Annotated in this window: 18 protein-coding genes and 1 other RNA gene; 7 read left to right on the top strand and 12 right to left on the bottom strand. The window is 32.3% G+C overall.

All coding sequences use genetic code 11. The features are described 5' to 3' along the window. Positions 1-189 precede the first annotated feature (189 nt). The 3 genes from ssrS to Q0828_RS23290 all read right to left on the bottom strand — a co-directional run bounded on the left by ssrS (position 190) and on the right by Q0828_RS23290 (position 974). A non-coding RNA gene (gene ssrS / locus Q0828_RS23300) (6S RNA) lies at positions 190-318 on the bottom strand. Between the two features lie 53 nt (positions 319-371). Then, positions 372-665, bottom strand: coding sequence for a cell division protein ZapA (locus tag Q0828_RS23295; RefSeq protein ID WP_298427479.1), 294 nt, complete (start codon positions 663-665; stop codon positions 372-374). An 18-nt stretch (positions 666-683) separates the two neighbouring features. After that, positions 684-974: a hypothetical protein gene (locus Q0828_RS23290; RefSeq protein WP_298427476.1), complete on the bottom strand. Its 291-nt coding sequence runs from the start codon at positions 972-974 to the stop codon at positions 684-686. Between the two features lie 183 nt (positions 975-1,157). Between Q0828_RS23290 and Q0828_RS23285 the strand changes: the two genes are divergently transcribed. From Q0828_RS23285 to Q0828_RS23275, 3 genes are all read left to right on the top strand, one after another. Further along, a complete protein-coding gene (locus Q0828_RS23285) occupies positions 1,158-2,852 on the top strand; it encodes a M23 family metallopeptidase (RefSeq protein ID WP_298427473.1) in 1,695 nt (564 codons plus the stop codon). An 11-nt stretch (positions 2,853-2,863) separates the two neighbouring features. After that, positions 2,864-5,335 (top strand): TonB-dependent receptor, encoded by a 2,472-nt coding sequence (locus tag Q0828_RS23280; protein ID WP_298427470.1) that lies wholly within the window; start codon positions 2,864-2,866, stop codon positions 5,333-5,335. A gap of 99 nt (positions 5,336-5,434) precedes the next feature. After that, positions 5,435-6,079 carry a hypothetical protein gene (locus tag Q0828_RS23275; RefSeq protein ID WP_298427467.1) on the top strand — a complete coding sequence of 215 codons (645 nt, stop codon included), beginning with the start codon at positions 5,435-5,437 and terminating at the stop codon, positions 6,077-6,079. 138 nt (positions 6,080-6,217) lie between these two features. Here Q0828_RS23275 and Q0828_RS23270 read toward each other — a convergent pair whose 3' ends face one another. After that, positions 6,218-7,366: a cysteine desulfurase family protein gene (locus tag Q0828_RS23270; RefSeq protein WP_298427464.1), complete on the bottom strand. Its 1,149-nt coding sequence runs from the start codon at positions 7,364-7,366 to the stop codon at positions 6,218-6,220. 147 nt (positions 7,367-7,513) lie between these two features. Here Q0828_RS23270 and Q0828_RS23265 point away from each other — a divergent pair, with 147 nt between their 5' ends. After that, positions 7,514-8,041 carry a hypothetical protein gene (locus tag Q0828_RS23265; protein WP_298427462.1) on the top strand — a complete coding sequence of 176 codons (528 nt, stop codon included), beginning with the start codon at positions 7,514-7,516 and terminating at the stop codon, positions 8,039-8,041. Between the two features lie 52 nt (positions 8,042-8,093). Here Q0828_RS23265 and Q0828_RS23260 read toward each other — a convergent pair whose 3' ends face one another. Beyond that, complete coding sequence (locus Q0828_RS23260) at positions 8,094-8,654, bottom strand: Smr/MutS family protein (protein WP_298427459.1); 561 nt, start codon at positions 8,652-8,654, stop codon at positions 8,094-8,096. Between the two features lie 25 nt (positions 8,655-8,679). Beyond that, positions 8,680-8,934: a hypothetical protein gene (locus Q0828_RS23255; protein ID WP_298427456.1), complete on the bottom strand. Its 255-nt coding sequence runs from the start codon at positions 8,932-8,934 to the stop codon at positions 8,680-8,682. Between the two features lie 207 nt (positions 8,935-9,141). Here Q0828_RS23255 and Q0828_RS23250 point away from each other — a divergent pair, with 207 nt between their 5' ends. Both Q0828_RS23250 and Q0828_RS23245 read left to right on the top strand, forming a co-directional pair. Further along, a complete protein-coding gene (locus Q0828_RS23250; RefSeq protein ID WP_298427454.1) occupies positions 9,142-9,447 on the top strand; it encodes a DUF2752 domain-containing protein in 306 nt (101 codons plus the stop codon). 25 nt (positions 9,448-9,472) lie between these two features. Continuing rightward, positions 9,473-9,793, top strand: a complete 321-nt coding sequence (locus tag Q0828_RS23245; RefSeq protein ID WP_298427451.1) for a CCC motif membrane protein — start codon at positions 9,473-9,475, stop codon at positions 9,791-9,793. Between the two features lie 78 nt (positions 9,794-9,871). On the opposite strand, the gene Q0828_RS23240 is transcribed toward Q0828_RS23245, so the two are convergent. From Q0828_RS23240 to aceB, 6 genes are all read right to left on the bottom strand, one after another. Beyond that, entirely contained in the window at positions 9,872-10,339 is a 468-nt protein-coding gene (locus Q0828_RS23240) for a hypothetical protein (RefSeq protein ID WP_298427449.1), read from the bottom strand. Beyond that, entirely contained in the window at positions 10,339-11,580 is a 1,242-nt protein-coding gene (gene rocD / locus Q0828_RS23235; protein WP_298427446.1) for an ornithine--oxo-acid transaminase, read from the bottom strand. The genes Q0828_RS23240 and rocD overlap by 1 nt, the downstream gene beginning before the upstream one ends. 141 nt (positions 11,581-11,721) lie before the next feature. Then, positions 11,722-12,105: a DUF6768 family protein gene (locus Q0828_RS23230; protein WP_366523625.1), complete on the bottom strand. Its 384-nt coding sequence runs from the start codon at positions 12,103-12,105 to the stop codon at positions 11,722-11,724. 5 nt (positions 12,106-12,110) lie between these two features. Continuing rightward, positions 12,111-12,650 carry an RNA polymerase sigma factor gene (locus Q0828_RS23225; RefSeq protein WP_298427444.1) on the bottom strand — a complete coding sequence of 180 codons (540 nt, stop codon included), beginning with the start codon at positions 12,648-12,650 and terminating at the stop codon, positions 12,111-12,113. A gap of 338 nt (positions 12,651-12,988) precedes the next feature. Further along, positions 12,989-14,266: an isocitrate lyase gene (gene aceA / locus Q0828_RS23220; protein ID WP_298427441.1), complete on the bottom strand. Its 1,278-nt coding sequence runs from the start codon at positions 14,264-14,266 to the stop codon at positions 12,989-12,991. 71 nt (positions 14,267-14,337) lie between these two features. Beyond that, a complete protein-coding gene (aceB, locus tag Q0828_RS23215; RefSeq protein WP_298427438.1) occupies positions 14,338-15,936 on the bottom strand; it encodes a malate synthase A in 1,599 nt (532 codons plus the stop codon). Between the two features lie 116 nt (positions 15,937-16,052). Here aceB and Q0828_RS23210 point away from each other — a divergent pair, with 116 nt between their 5' ends. Next, positions 16,053-17,528 (top strand): XRE family transcriptional regulator, encoded by a 1,476-nt coding sequence (locus tag Q0828_RS23210; protein WP_298427435.1) that lies wholly within the window; start codon positions 16,053-16,055, stop codon positions 17,526-17,528. Positions 17,529-17,558: the final 30 nt, after the last annotated feature.

Raw genomic sequence — 17,558 nt, 5'->3', positions numbered from 1 at the left:
TATATAATTAATTTAATGTATGGTATGAAACTCCAAGGAAATTCTGTGTATAAAAATTGAGTTACAAACCTAAATTACTGTTTTTCAACAGTATTAGTTTAGCTTACATTTTGTATGTTCCTACATATGGTCTTCTTTAAAACTAAGTTGCACTAACTAAAAAAGCCTACATTGATTAGAGTTTTGTATAAACTCCAAAAAAACAAGTTTAGAGCTAACAGATTGATCAAGGATCCGTCTAAATACTAAACGAGTTTAGTATTGACAGCTTGCTTTTACAACCATGACTCACTCTTTTTAATTATATTAACGTTGAGTTTATCAAAAATAAAAACCAATGTAGGCAGTAACCTATTTATATTTTACAGAACTTATGAACTAAGCTGCGCCTTCAATAATTCGTCAAGCGCTTTTAATTTATCTTCTAATGCGGTTTGATTTGCATCTTTATCTATAGCTTTTTGCTCTACTTGTGCAGCAAACTGTAAGGCACACATTGCCAATACATCTTGCTTATCTCTCACAGCATAGCTTTGCTCAAATTGTTTTATCATAGCTTCTATTTTCTTAGCTGCTTTGCGCAATCCTTCTTCTTGACTTGCTGCAATAGTAAGTGGATATACTCTATCCGCAATAGAAAGCTTTATTTTGAGCTTATTTTCCATAGTGTAAAGAACTATCTTTTATTCGGCTAATTGTGCAATACAATGATCAATTTCCCGAATTAGTGTATTTATTTTAAGCTTAGCTTCTTTTTTGTTGTTATCACTGCCAAGCATTGAATTTGCAATTTTTAACGCTTGAAACTTTTCTTCCCATGTTGAGATTTCTTGTTGTAAACGTTCTGTATTTTGAGTGGCTGTTGCTAATTCTTGACTTAGTTTTTGGTTTTTTTGCTCCAACACTGCAAGCTTGTGGAGCATTTTACTCACTCTATTTTCAAGAGAATCAACAATTTTCAAAGTACTACTCATTACATTTCTATTCAATGCATATAATTACAAATTTAACATTCATAAAATTAGTTCGCAAGGGTTTTTACTATTATTTAAAGTATTACTTTAAGTTTTGTACTTTTTTGGTGCAGTTTTTGAATTTAAAGATTCCGAATTAACTAAGTATTAGCTATTTTAGCTTTTCAAACGCATTTTTGATTTATGTACAGACTTTTTTTTATTTTTTTATTTTTCTTTTCTATTGCCTTTTCTCAACAAAAAACTCCTCAAAACGACTTTAGGTCACCGTTGGATATTCCTATTATTTTATCAGGAACTTTTGGAGAATTAAGAAGTAATCACTTTCACTCCGGAATTGATATCAAGACAAAACAAAAAGAAGGTTTTGAAGTATTTGCTATTGGCGACGGACATGTTTCTCGTATTAAGATTCAACATTGGGGATTTGGAAAAGCCTTGTACGTAACACACACAAATGGGTATACTTCTGTGTATGCACATTTGAAAAAGTTAGCACCAAAACTAGAAGCCTATTTAAAGAAACAACAATACAGCAAAGAACGATATGAAATTCAGTTATATCCGAAAGCAGATGAATTGGTGATTAAAAAAGGGGAAGTTATTGCCTATTCTGGAAATAGCGGATCTTCTGGTGGGCCACATTTACATTTTGAAATTCGTGATGCTGCTTCTAAACCAATGAATCCAATGCTGTTTGGTATAAATGTAAAAGATTCACACAATCCTACTGTGAATGGTGTATTTGGATATGCTTTGTCAGATTCTGCTCAAATTAATTCTTCTAATAAAATTGTACAATTACAATTAAAGAAAGGAAAAGAGAAAAATAGTTTTACAGCTACGAAAGTATATGCTTCAGGCGAAATTGGTTTTGGAGTAAATTCATATGACCGACAAGATTTAGCGTTTAATAAAAATGGAATCTACCAATTGGAAAGTTATGTAAACGGTGTAAAAAACTTTAGTTACGACTTTAAAAAGTTCTCTTTTGGTGAATCGAGATATATTAATACATTAATTGATTATCCACGTTTTAAGAAAATGAAACAACGTGTACAACGCTGTTTTGTAACACCTGCAAACAAATTGAGCATTTATAAAGATGTTGTCAATGATGGGAAAATTCAAATTGAAGAAGGAAAAGAATATACAGTTGTATTAAAAGTGAAAGATTTTAAAAATAATACAACAACTATTACAATTCCTGTTGTTGGTAAAAAACAAAAGATTACGCAAAAAAAGAAAGAAACTGTTACCAATCATTTAATTACACGAAATACTGAACACTCTATTAAGGAAGGTGATGTAAGTATATATATTCCGAAAAATACGTTTTATGAAGATTTTTATTTCGATTTATCGAAAGATAAAAAAGGACGTTATAAAATACATAACGATAGAGTAGCTGCACATAAAAATTTTGTCATTACGTTTGATGTTTCAAAATATACCGAAGCTGAACGCAAAAAGTTATTTATTGCCAGTTTAAACCGAAAAAAGAAACCATCATACAGTAGTACCAAAAAAAATGGCATAAAGTTTACGACAAGCACTAAAAATTTAGGAACCTACTTTTTAGCAAAAGACACGATTCCACCTAAAGTGAAACCCGTAAATTTTGCCAAAAACAAATGGATTTCCAGTAAAAAATATTTAAAGATAAAAGTTACAGACAATCTTTCTGCGGTACGAAGTTATCGTGGAACAATTAATGGAAAATGGATTTTATTTGAATATGACGCCAAAAAAGGCATGTTATCTTACGATTTTAGCGATCTTATTTTTACAGAAGCAAAACATAATTTAAAGTTGATCGTTACTGATAATGTTGGAAATAGTACTACTTTTACAAGCACGTTTTTTAGAAAAAATTAAAACTAATTATATTGAAACCAATACGAAGCATTCTTTTCTTGGGTTTTTTCCTGTTTGCAAACTTCATTATTGCACAAACAGCAACCGTTAGAGGAGTTATTTTAGATAAGAACAATCAGCCTATTGAAGATGTAAATATCAGTTCTTCGGTTGATACAGGAACACAAACGAATAAAAATGGATTTTTTAAAATCGTTATTCCTGCTAATCAAAAAATCACACTTACATTTTCACATATTTCTCATAAAAACATCACCATTACAATTGAATTGAAAGATGGCGAAGATTATGAGTTACATCCTGTAATGAACACAAGTACGGAGGAAATTGGCGTTGTTGTAGTTGATTCGCGTGGACGAAAAGCAGTGCAAGGAATTCAATCGGTTTCAGCCGAGACTGTACGTTTGATTCCTGGTGCAAATCCTGGTGTAGAAAATTTATTGATGTCGTTTCCTGGTTTTAATAATAATAATGAACTAAGTACACAATATTCAGTTCGTGGTGGAAACTACGATGAAAATTTAGTGTATGTAAACGAAATTGAAGTATATCGCCCATTTTTAATTCGATCTGGACAACAAGAAGGATTGAGTTTTGTGAATTCTGATTTGGTTCAGAATATTGATTTCTCTGCTGGAGGATTTCAAGCAAAATATGGAGACAAACTCTCTTCTGTGTTAGATATCACCTATAAAAGACCAGTTCGCTTTGGCGGAAGAGTTAATTTAAGCTTACTTGGTGGAAGTGCTTCTGTTGAAACTGTAAGTAATGACAGTAAGTTTTCAACCATTTCAGGAATTCGTTACCGTGACAATAGTTTATTAGTAAATAGCAAACAAACAGAAACGAACTTTAAACCTCGATTTACAGATTTTCAAACATATTTAACATATAAGTTTTCAGATAAGTTCGATTTGAACTTCTTAGGAAATGTTTCTTTCAATGATTACGATTATGAACCGTTAACACGCCAGACAAACTTTGGGACATTACAAGATCCGATTGCTTTATTAGTTTTTTATCAAGGACGAGAAGAAGATCGTTACCGAACGTATTTTGGTGCATTGAAAGCAAATTATTATCTCAATGATGACGTTACATTAAAATTTATCGCGTCTGCCTATCATACAACCGAACAAGAACATTTTGACATTTTAGCAGAATATCGTTTAGGAGAAGTAAATACAAATATTGGCGATCAAGATTTAGGAAATGTAGAATTTAGTGAAGGAATTGGTTCGCAATTAAATCATGGTAGAAACGACTTAGACGCCTTGATTTTCAATGTTGAACACAAAGGGAATTATAAAATTAATAACGAAGAAAATCAAATTGATTGGGGAGTTAAATACACACGTGAAGATATTCGTGATCGATTGATTGAATGGGAAGTAATAGACTCGGCAGGATTTTCAATTCGTCCTCCTTTTCCTCAATTCTCAAATAATCAACCTTATACACCGTATGAAGGACCTATAGAACCTTTCCAAACGGTACGCGCAAGAAATAATACGCAAATTGATCGTGTTTCTGGATATGCACAATGGAGTAAACAATCAACACTTGGAGAACATGATGTTTGGACAAATATTGGTGTTCGTGCACATAGTTGGACAGTAAATGGTGATGGAATTAAAAGTAAGACACAAGCCGTTTTTAGCCCAAGAGCACAAGTTGCTATCAAGCCAAAGTGGGAAAAAGATATGTTGTTCCGTTTGTCTGGAGGATTTTACCACCAACCACCTTTTTATAGAGAATTACGTGGTGCGGATGGTGTTGTAAATCCAAATGTAAAAGCACAACAATCAATTCATGTTGTATTAGGAAATGATTATAGTTTCAAACTTTGGGATCGTCCATTTAAATTAACAACAGAAGCATACTACAAAAGTCTTTCTGATGTAAATGCCTATACGATTGAAAATGTACGAATTCGTTACAGAGCCGATAATGTAGCTGATGCATATGCTTATGGTTTAGATATGCGCTTGAATGGTGAATTTGTTCCTGGCACAGAAAGCTGGGTCAGTTTTGGATATTTAAAAACAGAAGAAAACATCAACAATCGTGGATACATTAGCAGACCTACAGATCAACGTTTGAAGTTTGCTGTGTTGTTTCAAGATTATATGCGAAAGATTCCAAACTTAAAATTATATTTAAACTTAACATATAATACAGGGTTGCCTAGTGGATCACCAAGTTATTCTGATCCGTATTTATTCCAAAGCGAATTACCTGATTATAAACGTGCAGATGTTGGTTTCTCTTATGTTTTAGTAGACAAAGACAAACAATTTGATCGTGGTTGGAAATCTGTGTTTAAAGAATTGAATGTTGGGTTTGAAATTTTCAACATCTTTGATGTACAAAACTCAATCACCAATACTTGGGTTCGTGATGTATATACAAAACGTCAGTTTGGAATTCCAAATTTCTTAACCGGTCGTGTATTTAATGTAAAAATGGGAATGCGATTTTAGGTCTTGTGTGTTTGATAAAATTAAATAATGAATAGATTGCTTTGAGTAATTTTTCTTAAAAAGTTATTTAGAGAAGTACTTTTCAGAATGAAAATTATAATGAAGAAGTTAATTGTCCTTTTACTATTATTTGTTGGAATACAACAAAGTACTGCACAGAAAAAAATATATGTAAGTGATAAGTTTGAAGAACTTTCAAAAGATCATCAAACTATTGCAATTCTTCCGTTTCAGACCAAACTGAATTTAAAATCTGATCAAGGAAACTATAGTGAAGCACAAATAAAAAAGTTTGAACAACAAGAAGGTATTGCTGTACAAGAAGCCTTGGAAAGTTATTTCTTAAACAGAAAACGTAAGAAGAAACTTAAAATTGATTTTCAAGATATTAATACAACCAATCGTAGTCTGAAAAAAGCTGGAATTACGGATGAAAATATTGATATTTACACACCACAAGAATTGTGTAAAATACTAAAAGTTGACGCCATTATTAGTGGTTCGTTAACTTCGCGTTTGTTACTCTCTAAAGAAGTAGACACTTCTTTTGACTTGATTACCTTCTTAAAAGGAAAGTCCGATTATGGAAAAATCATTATTAAGTTAAGTGATAAAAATACAGGAAAACTGTTATGGCGTTATGAAAAAACAATCAATCGTAAATCTGGAAAAAACACTTCCGTAATTATTGCAAAGATGATGCGAAAAGCCAGTAGAAAGTTCCCGTATGAAGAAAAACAATAGTTATCTTCGAACTATGTAAAAGCAAAACAACAGAAACTTAGGAATGCTTGAGTAAAATAGATTATCAAGATTACAACATAAAAAAAAGCGAGTTCTAAATATTGAACTCGCTTTTTGTATATTAAATTTTTACTTCCATTATGAATTTGCGTATTCGTGTAACACTTGAATTAAATAATCTATTTCTTCTTTGGTATTGAATTTTGAGAAAGAGAAACGTAATGATGGTTTTTCTAAATCTTCATTACTTAAAATAGCGCGCAATACATGCGAACCTTTACTACTTCCTGATTGGCAAGCACTTCCTTTAGAACATGCAATTCCTTTTAAATCCATATGAAATAAAAGCATTAACGCCTTTTGTTGGTCAAATGGTAAACATACATTTACTAAGGTATACGTACTTTTAGTCGTTTCGTGACAGTTTCCGTTGAATTTTACGTCTGGCATTACTCTTTTCAATTCTGCCATAAAGTAGGTTTTCAAACCTTCTACATACGTTTTTTCTTCTTCTAAATTATCATAAGCAAGTTTGAAAGCTTCTTCCAAACCAACAACATTGTGTACAGCTTCGGTTCCTGCTCTAAATCCTCGTTCTTGCGATCCTCCAAAAATTAGCGGTTTTAAACCAGAATCTTTTCTGATAAAAGCAAAACCAATTCCTTTTGGTCCATGAAATTTATGTGCCGCAGCTGCTAAGAAATCAACAGGTGTCTTTTGCAAATCCCAATCGAAATGCCCAATAGATTGCACTGTATCAGAATGAAACAACGCTCCATATTCTTTGCAAAGCGCTCCTACTCTATCAGCATCTAAAATATTTCCGATTTCGTTATTTACATGCATTAAGCTGACTAATTTTTTAGAATTATCAGCTTTTAGCAACGCTTCTAAATCATCATAATCTGGCGTTCCGCACGATTGTAGTTTTACATATGTAACTTTAATATCACTTTCTACGCGCAATTGTTCCACCGTATGTAAAACGGCGTGATGCTCAATGGGCGATGTAATTATGGTGGTAACACCTAAATCACGTACCGAACAACGCAATGCCATATTATCTGCTTCAGTTCCTCCTGAAGTAAAAATAATTTCTTGAGGAGAAGCATTTAAATACCTAGCAATGGTTTTGCGTGCAGTTTCTATTAATGTTTTTGAAGAGCGACCGTAACTATGTGTTGAAGACGGATTTCCGTAATTCTCTTCTAAGGCTATCTTAATGCGATCTACAACTTCTGGTCGAATTTGTGTTGTAGCTGCACTATCAAAATATACATTCTTCATTCGTTATGTTTAATAAATAGGGTTGGTTGAAATAAAGATGAACAAAAATAGTTTAAATAAAATTATTTACAATAAGTTTCGTTATAAATAGAGTTTTCTTATACTTTTGCCTTTATATTTATACAAATTTTTATAATAGTACTTTTCATGAAAAATTTATGGTTCCTTTTTGCCCTAGTATTTGTTTTTGGTTGTGATGATGGAGATTTACCTTTGGAAGAAATCGACTTTGAAAGTACTGCCAGTGTTGCTGGTTGTACTCCAGTACCTGCTGGTGTTACATTATTATTTAGAATAGATGGTGCTGAAGCGTTGATTTTAGAAGTACCAAATACACTTTTTATCAATACAGTTACTGATGAAGGTATTCCAAGAGAACTCGATTTGTCTGTAAGTGGAAGTGCATATTATAGAGGATTTAACACAACTATATCTAGTGATTATTTTTGTAGTGAATTGCCACCTTCAGATATTCAAGTAAATTTAGAGTATACAGCGAATAATGGAATCGTTAAAGTAGTTACTACTGAAGTACCTGATACTGTTGATCCAACTATTATAGTAAGTTATCAGCATGTTATTACCTTTGAGAATATTGTATTTTCAAATAATGAAGGAAATAGCATCACTTATGATACATTTGATTACGGTTCTATTACAACAGTTGCTGAGTAATTGATTTTAAGGAAAATAACCGATCCTAAATTACTGACGTAGAATTATAGAATCAATTTTTCGGGTTTTGATAAATGTAAACTTCTGTTGCACCTAATCCGTATTTCTGATAATTAGCATCATAATATTTTACATTGTCGTATCTTCTGAACAAATAGGCTAATTCTTCTTTCAATACACCAGCTCCAACTCCGTGAATAAAAACTACTTTAGGAATTCGTTTACGAATGGCAAATTCTAATTGACGCTTAGCAGTATCTGTTTGTAGGGTAAGCATATCAAAATTACTCATGCCTTTAGCTGACTTTGTCAATTGATGAATATGTAAGTCTACTTCTAAAATTATTTCAGAGCGTTCTTTTCTTGACGACTTTTCTAGAATGCGTTTTGGCTTTTTTGCAGCCTCTTTTTCTTGAATAGCAGTATGAATTTTTTGGTATGATAAATCACGGCTAATTTCATCAATATTTACTTTTACCAATTCAGACGCTTCAAATGTAATAGGAAAACCTTCATTTGTTTCCACCATAATTATCTTCCCACTAATGGATTTTACAACTCCACTAATGACATCATCAATTGCCTCTACCTTATCTCCTACTTCAAAATTCATGATTATTGTATGCTACTATTATTACTTACTCTTCTTCTTCTTCTTCTTCTTCTTGCTGAGAATATTTTTCTCTATTAAAGTATTCTTCGTTATCGTACTTTTTTTGCTTGTTAGATGTTTGCATCGAAGTTACTTTGTACAATCCAAACATTGTCATCACTAATGCAATAATTGTAAGCACAAGTTGTGTTTCTCCTTGAATTGCGTCTATAAAAAGTAAGATCCCAACTCCGAAAAAGACAAGAAAAAAATAAACAGCTGTTTTATATTTAGAATTCACTCCATGCAATTTTTAGACTCCAAAAATAATATTTTCTTTTCAAGCAACGCTTTCATTTTGGGAATGATACACAAAATCGCATTCAAATTTTAGACTTTTTTTCAAAAAAAACATCTTTTTCCGTAACGTTCTATAAAAAATCAATACTGATGATACATTAAATATAGAATAAAGTATTTTCTATATTTGTAAAAACCAACCATTAAAATGCATAGCGCACTCATTTTTTTAATACAACTTGATGATTATATGCTTCCATGTGTTTCTAAAAAATATTTAGGAATTGATTGCTTTGGTTGTGGCTTACAACGTTCATTATCATTAATTACACAAGGAGAGTTTATTGAAGCTTTCAAAATGTATCCAGCAATTTATACGCTTATTTTATTTTTCGCTCTTGTTGGTATCAATATCTTTTATAAATTTAGGAATTCTCAAAAACTGATTAACTTTTTAGGAATTACAACTGTCATTATTATCATAATTAATTTCTTTGTCAAAAAATTATATTAAATTTAAATAATCAAACTACAATCACATGAAAAAACAACTCAATCCAACATTAGTATATGTCCTATCTGTAATTGGATTTCTTTGCTGCTGCTTTAGCGGACTTGGATTTCTACTTTCTGGACCAGCTTATTTTATAGCTGATAATAAAATAAAAGGTGCTACTGCAAATCCAGATGAATACGAAGGAAATTTAAACAACATGAATACTGCTAAAATTATAGCTTTAGTAGTTACTATCATTAACGTTTTATATTTCTTATACGCTATTTACATTTTGTCAACTGGTGGATGGGAACTACAACAACAGCAATGGCAAGAATTAATGGAACAAATAAACAATCAATAAGAATTAGATTCTTCTATATACAAAAAGCGGATGTACATTGTACATCCGCTTTTTTAGTATGTTTATTTTTAATAGTATTTAGATTCCTGCTGCTCCTGCTATAATTGCAAAAACAAAAACTAAAGCATACAATCCTACTAGTGATAATACTAGAATTCCTATGAATTTGTAATGTGATTTTAAGCTTGAAAAAGCTCTTGTTAAACCATCTGTACTTTTTTCTAACAATGCTGATTTCATTCTTCGTGAAAAACGATATAAATACATTACTGGAAAAAAATACAATACTGCCAGCACAAAGTATACAATAGCAACAAATTCTACAGACATTCCGCTCGCTACTAGAGGGCTTACATTTTCGTTCAATGCAGCATACATCACAATAAAGAAAATAGCGATTAATAAAAATAATCCTATAAGAATAAATCCTAGAATTGATAAAATAAACGTCCATTTTGCAGTTTCGCGTAAAAACTTTTTGGACTGTTCATTTAATCGTAATTCAAAATTATCAAATACTGAACTATCTTCTTTTTTTAATGGCACTATTCAAATTCTTTAAGTGTTTTTATAATAATTGCTACACAATCTAATAATTGCTCTTCAGTCATTACTAATGGTGGTGCAAAACGAATAATGTTTCCATGTGTTGGTTTTGCTAATAACCCATTATTCTTTAGCGCCATACAAATATTCCAAGCTGTATCACTTTCTTCATCGTCATTGATCACAATTGCGTTCAACAATCCTTTTCCTCTGACAAGGTTTACGATACCACTTGTTTCAATATATTTGTTTAATTCGCTTCTAAAAAGTTTTCCTAATCTTTCAGCATTTTCAGCCAATCCTTCTTCTTTAACAACTTCCAAAGCTGCCATTGCAACTGCTGCTGCAACAGGGTTTCCTCCAAAAGTTGATCCGTGATTTCCTGGGCGAATTACACCCATAATATGATCATCTGCTAATACTGCTGATACAGGATATGCACCTCCAGATATTGCTTTTCCTAAGATTAAGATATCTGGTTTTACATTTTCATGATCAACCGCTAATAATTTTCCAGTACGTGCAATTCCTGTTTGTACTTCGTCAGCAATAAACAATACATTGTGTTTTTCACATAATGCTTTCGCTTTCGCTAGATATCCTTCAGATGGAACATATACTCCAGCTTCTCCTTGAATAGGTTCTGCCATAAATCCGGCTACGTTTGGATTACTTTTTAACGTTTCTTCTAACGCTTCAAGATTATCATACGCGATTTTGATAAATCCGCTTGTGTATGGGCCAAAGTTTTTACGTGCTACAGGATCATTTGAAAATGAAATAATCGTCGTAGTTCTTCCATGAAAGTTGTTTTCGCAAACGACAATTTCAGCTTCGTTTTCTGCGATTCCTTTTTTCTCGTATGCCCATTTTCTACAGATTTTCAAGGCTGTTTCTACAGCTTCCGCTCCTGTATTCATTGGTAATAATTTATCGAAATTGAAATATTCCGATGCAAATTTCTCATAACGACCCAAGATGTCATTATAAAACGCACGAGACGTTAATGTAAGTGTTTGTGCTTGAGACACCATCGCATTTACAATTTTTGGATGACAATGTCCTTGGTTTACAGCTGAGTATGCAGAAAGAAAATCGTAATACTTTACGCCTTCTACGTCCCAAACATGTACGCCTTCTCCTCTATTCAAAACCACTGGAAGTGGATGATAGTTGTGCGCTCCATACTTGTCTTCTAATTCAATTGCTTGCTGAGATGTTAATTGTTCTAAAACAGCCATTTTAATAAAGTTTTAAATGATACATAAAATAACCATTCCTACTCTACCTTTATCCTTTCGAGGAATCGAAAATTCAGCGTGGGAGAGAAATCATCCCTAGAGAGTTGCAAATTACTAAAATATTAGCTTTAATTTAACATCTTATTCAGATATTTTAGAAGCTAAAGAGGATATTTGTAACTCCAAGCGTTTCATTTCTCGTAAAATTGCACGTTTGTCCATTTGCATCCATGCATATATTTTTATCATCGCATTTATCATTAAACAGATAACAATTCCCATGCCCCATTTTAGCATTTCATTGGTTTCTTCTACACTAAAAAATTGTACCAAACAATAAATGAATACGCCAAAGGCTATTAAATTTACAATATTCATTATCACAGCTAACCAACCTAATTTTCCTTGAAAAATACTTTTAAACATTCCCCACAAACCTTGCTCATCTAATTCGTCATAAAACTTTGACTCTTCTTCTGTTAATGTTTCTTTTATTAACTTATCTATGTCTTCCATTGTGCTCATAATTTCTATTTTTTTAATTGCTTTTTTAATTGTTCTCTTGCGTGATACAAGCGTGATTTTACAGTTCCGACTGATATTCCTAAAATGCTTGAAATCTTTTTTAAAGAATAATCGTCTACATAAAACAAGCGTATTATTTGTTGTTGACTTATAGATAATTGTATAATTGCTTGTTTTAATTGTTGCTTTGTCAAATTTGTATCTATTGACGGAAGATCACGAATAGATTTTGTAACTGTATAATCGTTTTGCTGTTGTTGTTTCTTTGCTATTGCCCGTGTCCAATCAATTGATTTTCTGTGAACAATTCGTAATGCCCAACTTTTAAAACGCTCAGGGTTTTGTAAACTTTCCACTTTATCTATAATGAGTTTCCAACTATCTTGTGCAATATCTTTGGCAACTTCTGCATCTTTTACAATCCAATAAGCGTGATTACAGAATATTTTGTGAAAACGCTTTACCAATATTGCGAATGCTTTTTTATCACCTGCTTTGTATTGACCAACAAGAATTCCATCTGATATGTGATTTTTTTCATGCATAAAAACTTCCGTCTATACTACAGACGTGAGAAAATTGAAAAGGTTCATTTTATTAGAAAATTTTATCCTTTTTTAAAGATACGAGAATGTATTTTAGATTTACGAGTTATGATTTTTTGATTCTATTTTTTTCTAGAAACACAACCATACACCTATATTAATCAATATAATAACATGTAAACACTCAACATAATAAAACACAAAAAACCGCTTCACTATGACAAATGAAACGGTTTTTTTTCGAAAAAATTAAATAATTAATATCTCATCATATCACGAGATTTAATTCAACTAACAATTTTGAATGCGTACTGCGTACTTTTCAAAACTAAGTTTTATTAAAACTGAGCTACTTCAGTACTATCTTTCATAGCAACTGTACTTGATGCGCCTGCCGTCACTGTGTTTTGAACTGCATCAAAGTAGGTTGTCCCAACAAAACCTTGATGTTTTACAGCGTTAAAACCATCTTTTTGTAATGCAAATTCGCGTTCTTGTAATTCAGAATACCCAGCCATTCCTCTTTCTTTATATGCTTTTGACAATTCAAACATACTTGTGTTTAACGCATGAAAACCTGCTAACGTAATGAATTGAAATTTATAACCCATAGCTGCTAATTCTTCTCTAAAAGTTTCCATTTCGGCCACGCTTAATTTTGCTGCCCAATTGAATGAAGGTGAACAGTTATACGCTAACATTTTCCCTGGATATTGTGCATGAATTGCTTCTGCAAATTCACGTGCATAATCTAAATCAGGGTTTGAAGTTTCCATCCAAACTAAGTCAGCATATGGAGCATAACTTAATCCACGTGCAATTCCTTGCTTGATTCCGTTGTTTACATGAAAGAAACCTTCATGTGTACGCTCACCTGTTATAAATTCGGCATCTCTTGCATCAATATCACTTGTCAATAAGTTAGCTGCATCTGCATCTGTACGAGCAATGATTAAGGTTGGAACACCCATAACATCAGTTGCCAAACGCGCTGCTACTAATTTATTGATCGCTTCTTGCGTTGGCACTAAGACTTTCCCTCCTAAATGTCCACATTTTTTTGCTGAACTCAATTGATCTTCAAAATGGACTCCTGATGCGCCAGCTTCAATCATAGCTTTCATTAATTCAAATGCATTTAAATTTCCTCCAAAACCAGCTTCTGCATCCGCAACAATCGGCACTAAATAATCAAGTTTGTTTTCAGCTTCGTTTACACACTGAATTTGATCGCGACGCAATAATGCATTGTTGATACGCTTTACCACTTGCGGAACACTATTCGCAGGATATAACGACTGATCAGGATACATTTCTCCTGCCAAATTTGCATCAGCAGCTACTTGCCATCCACTTAAATAAATAGCGCCCAAACCAGCTTCTACTTCTTGTACTGCTTGATTTCCTGTTAAAGCGCCCAAACCAGCAACAAAATCTTGATTGTTTAGTTTTCTCCATAGTTTTTCTGCGCCTAAACGTGCAATGCTATGATCTAATTTGTAAGAACCTTGCAATTTTACAACTTCGGCAGCTGTGTAAGGTCGTTCAATTCCTTTCCAACGTGCATTTGTTGTCCATTCTGTAATTAATGCTTGAATTCTGTCTTGAGTTTTCATAATTTTGTGATACGTTATTTTTATTAATAATTAGATCCTGTTGATTGTTGCCGCAATCGCAGGATTGTTTTTTATATGTGCAAATATGCAGGAAGCGTTAAGAACTCTTCAAATTCGGTTGCTGTAACTAACTTTTCAAAAAGTGATATTGCCAGTTTGAATTTAGTTTTAGGTAATTTGTCTTCACCAACTTCTGTGATGATTTTTTCAATTTCATCATCAAAAATTTCTCTAAACAATGCTTCTTTAAATTGTCGTCCATCTTCTAAAAACACTTCATTTTTTAACCATTGCCACACTTGCGTGCGTGATATTTCTGCAGTAGCGGCATCTTCCATTAAGTTATATAAAGCCACAGCTCCAAACCCACGTAACCATGCTTCAATGTATAAGATACCGACATTTATATTTTTACGAATTCCTTTTTCGGTAACCGTTCCATTTGGTAATGCTAACAAATCTTTTTCTGTGATTTGCACATCGTCTCTAGTGACATGTAATTGATTTGACGTAGGCATATGTTTATTGAATTCATTCATAGCAACTTCAACCAACGCTGGATGTGCTACCCAAGTGCCGTCGTGTCCATTTTTGACTTCGCGCTCTTTGTCTTTTCTAACTTTTTCTAATGCTTGTGCATTCGCGAAAGCGTTATTTTTAATAGGAATTTGTGCTGCCATTCCACCTATTGCTAAAATTCCACGTTTGTGGCAACGTTGAATTACCAATTTTGAATACGCGTCCATAAATGGTGTTGTCATTGTTACTTGATCTCTATTTGGAACTACAAAATTTTGATGATTTCTAAATTTCTTTATGTATGAGAAAATGTAATCCCAACGACCACAATTAAGACCAACAATATGATCTTTCAACTCAAAAATAATTTCGTCTAATTGAAAACTTGCTGTAATAGTTTCTACCAAAACTGTTGCTTTAAATGTTCCGTTTGGAACTCCTAAATACGCTTGTGCAAATTCGAATACTTCATTCCACCAACGTGCTTCTAAATAGTGTTCTAATTTTGGTAGATAGAAATAAGGTGCTGTATTATTTACCAACATTACTGTTGTGTTGTGCAATACATATAATCCAAAATCGACTAAACTTCCTGAAGTTTCTTCTCCTTCTATCAAAATGTGTCTCTCATTTAAATGCAAACCTCTTGGACGTACTAATAACACAGCTGTTTCATCTTCTAACTCGTATAATTTGTTCCTTTTTGTATCGTGAAGAGAAATCGTTTTTTGATTTGTATCTTTAAGATTTTGTTGTCCTTCAATCGTATTTTTCCAACTTGGCGAATTACTATCTTCCAAGTCTGCCATAAACGTTTTTGCGCCAGAATTCAATGCATTTATTATCATTTTGCGATCTACAGGACCTGTAATTTCCACACGTCTGTCTTGTAAATCATGAGGGATTTCACTCACTTTCCAATCACTTTCTCGTATATCTTTCGTCTCTCTTGGAAACTCTGGAAATTTACCTTTATCAAAAATGGTCTGTTGCATTTCTCGCCTTTCTAATAATTCTAATCGTTTGGCATTAAACTTTTCATGTAAAGCAATAATAAAGGTTAATGCTTCATCAGTTAAAATTTCTGGATAGTAATTTTTCACTTCGTTAGCGAACTGAACTTTAGACTGTTTTAAAACGATTTCTTCCATGATGTATAATTTTATGCAGCAATATTAAAACATTTTTTTCAATTTAGCGAACGTTCGCTAAATAAATTTTATTCGCTAAAAATGTTAAGTTCGCAAATTATGTTATATTTGTTGTTATGGAAGAAGAATACGTTAAACTTATTTTTGGTTTAAAACTCAAGCAAATACGTACAGAAAGGAAATTATCCTTATTCGGTTTGTCTAAATTATCTGGCTTGTCTAAATCATATTTGAACGAAATAGAGAAAGGAAAGAAATTTCCAAAAACAGATAAAATTGTATTGCTTTCAGAAAAGTTAGATGTTCCTTATGATCATTTGGTTTCTTTGAAACTGGATAAGAATTTGGCGCCTATTGGCGAAATTTTACAATCTAAAATACTAAAAGAGATTCCACTAGAACTATTTGGTATTCAAGAAAGTACTCTTATTGACATTGTTACCAATGCGCCTGTAAAAGTGAATGCTTTTATTAGTACAATTATTGAGATTGCACAACATTATAGCTTTAGCAGAGAGAGTTTTTATTTGGCTTCCGTACGTTCATTCCAAGAGGCGAATAATAATTATTTTGATGAGTTAGAACAAAGTGTTTTAGCCTTCTCAAAAACCTATCAAGTCGATTTAACAAAGAAAGTTTCTTCACAAGAACTCGAAGAAATTTTAATTGAAGAATTTTTATATACAATTAATGATGAAGAGCTGACAAAACATCAAGAGTTAGGAAATTTACGTTCTATTTTTGTTCCGAAAACGAAAACATTATTGCTCGCCAAGCATATTGATGATGCACAACGCACCTTTATTTATGCAAAAGAATTAGCCTATAATTTTCTAGATATTAAAGATCGATTGTATACATTTTCATGGATCAAGTTTGATAATTTTGATCAAGTTTTGAATAATTTTTATGCTTCGTATTTTGCTGGTGCGTTAATGATTCCGAGAGCTTCTTTGACAACTCAGTTAACCGAATTGTTTCAACAAAAAACTTTTCAAAAAGAAATTTATTTACAATTAATAGATAGTTTTAATGCTTCTCCTGAATCGTTTTATCAGCGTTTAACTAATATTCTTCCCAAAGATTTTAATATTCAGAATTTATTCTTTTTACGATTTACGCATAAAGCCACAACAGATAAGTTTCATTTGAAAAAAGAGTTGCATTTATCACATCAACATTCGCCACATGCCAATGAAATGAACGAACATTATTGCAGACGCTGGGTTTCGTTAAATGTGTTAGAAACAATTGCAAAAAGTGATCAAGGCCATGTGTTTGACATGCAGATTTCACATTATGTGGAAGATAATATGCGTTATTTGGTATTATCCTCTGCAACGAAAGACCCGTTTAAAAAGAATCATTACAGAAGTATTAGCGTTGGACTGCTTATAAATAAACAATTGAAACGAAAGATTTCTTTTTTAGAAGATTCTGCTATTCAAACCAAAGAAGTTGGTGTGACATGTGAACGTTGCGCTATTGCTGATTGTAGCGTTCGAAAAGCTTCTTCAAGCATTTTAGATAAACAAAATCGTTATAAAAATACGGAAACTGTTGTGGAAGATTTAATGCAGAAGTTTAGTTGATTTATCTCCACTACGCTCAATATGACAACT

This window comes from uncultured Kordia sp., from assembly GCF_947496985.1.
In the GTDB taxonomy this organism is placed as follows: Bacteria; Bacteroidota; Bacteroidia; order Flavobacteriales; family Flavobacteriaceae; genus Kordia.
Note: the sequence above shows the minus strand (reverse complement) of the source record. Positions and strands in the feature narration are given on the sequence as shown.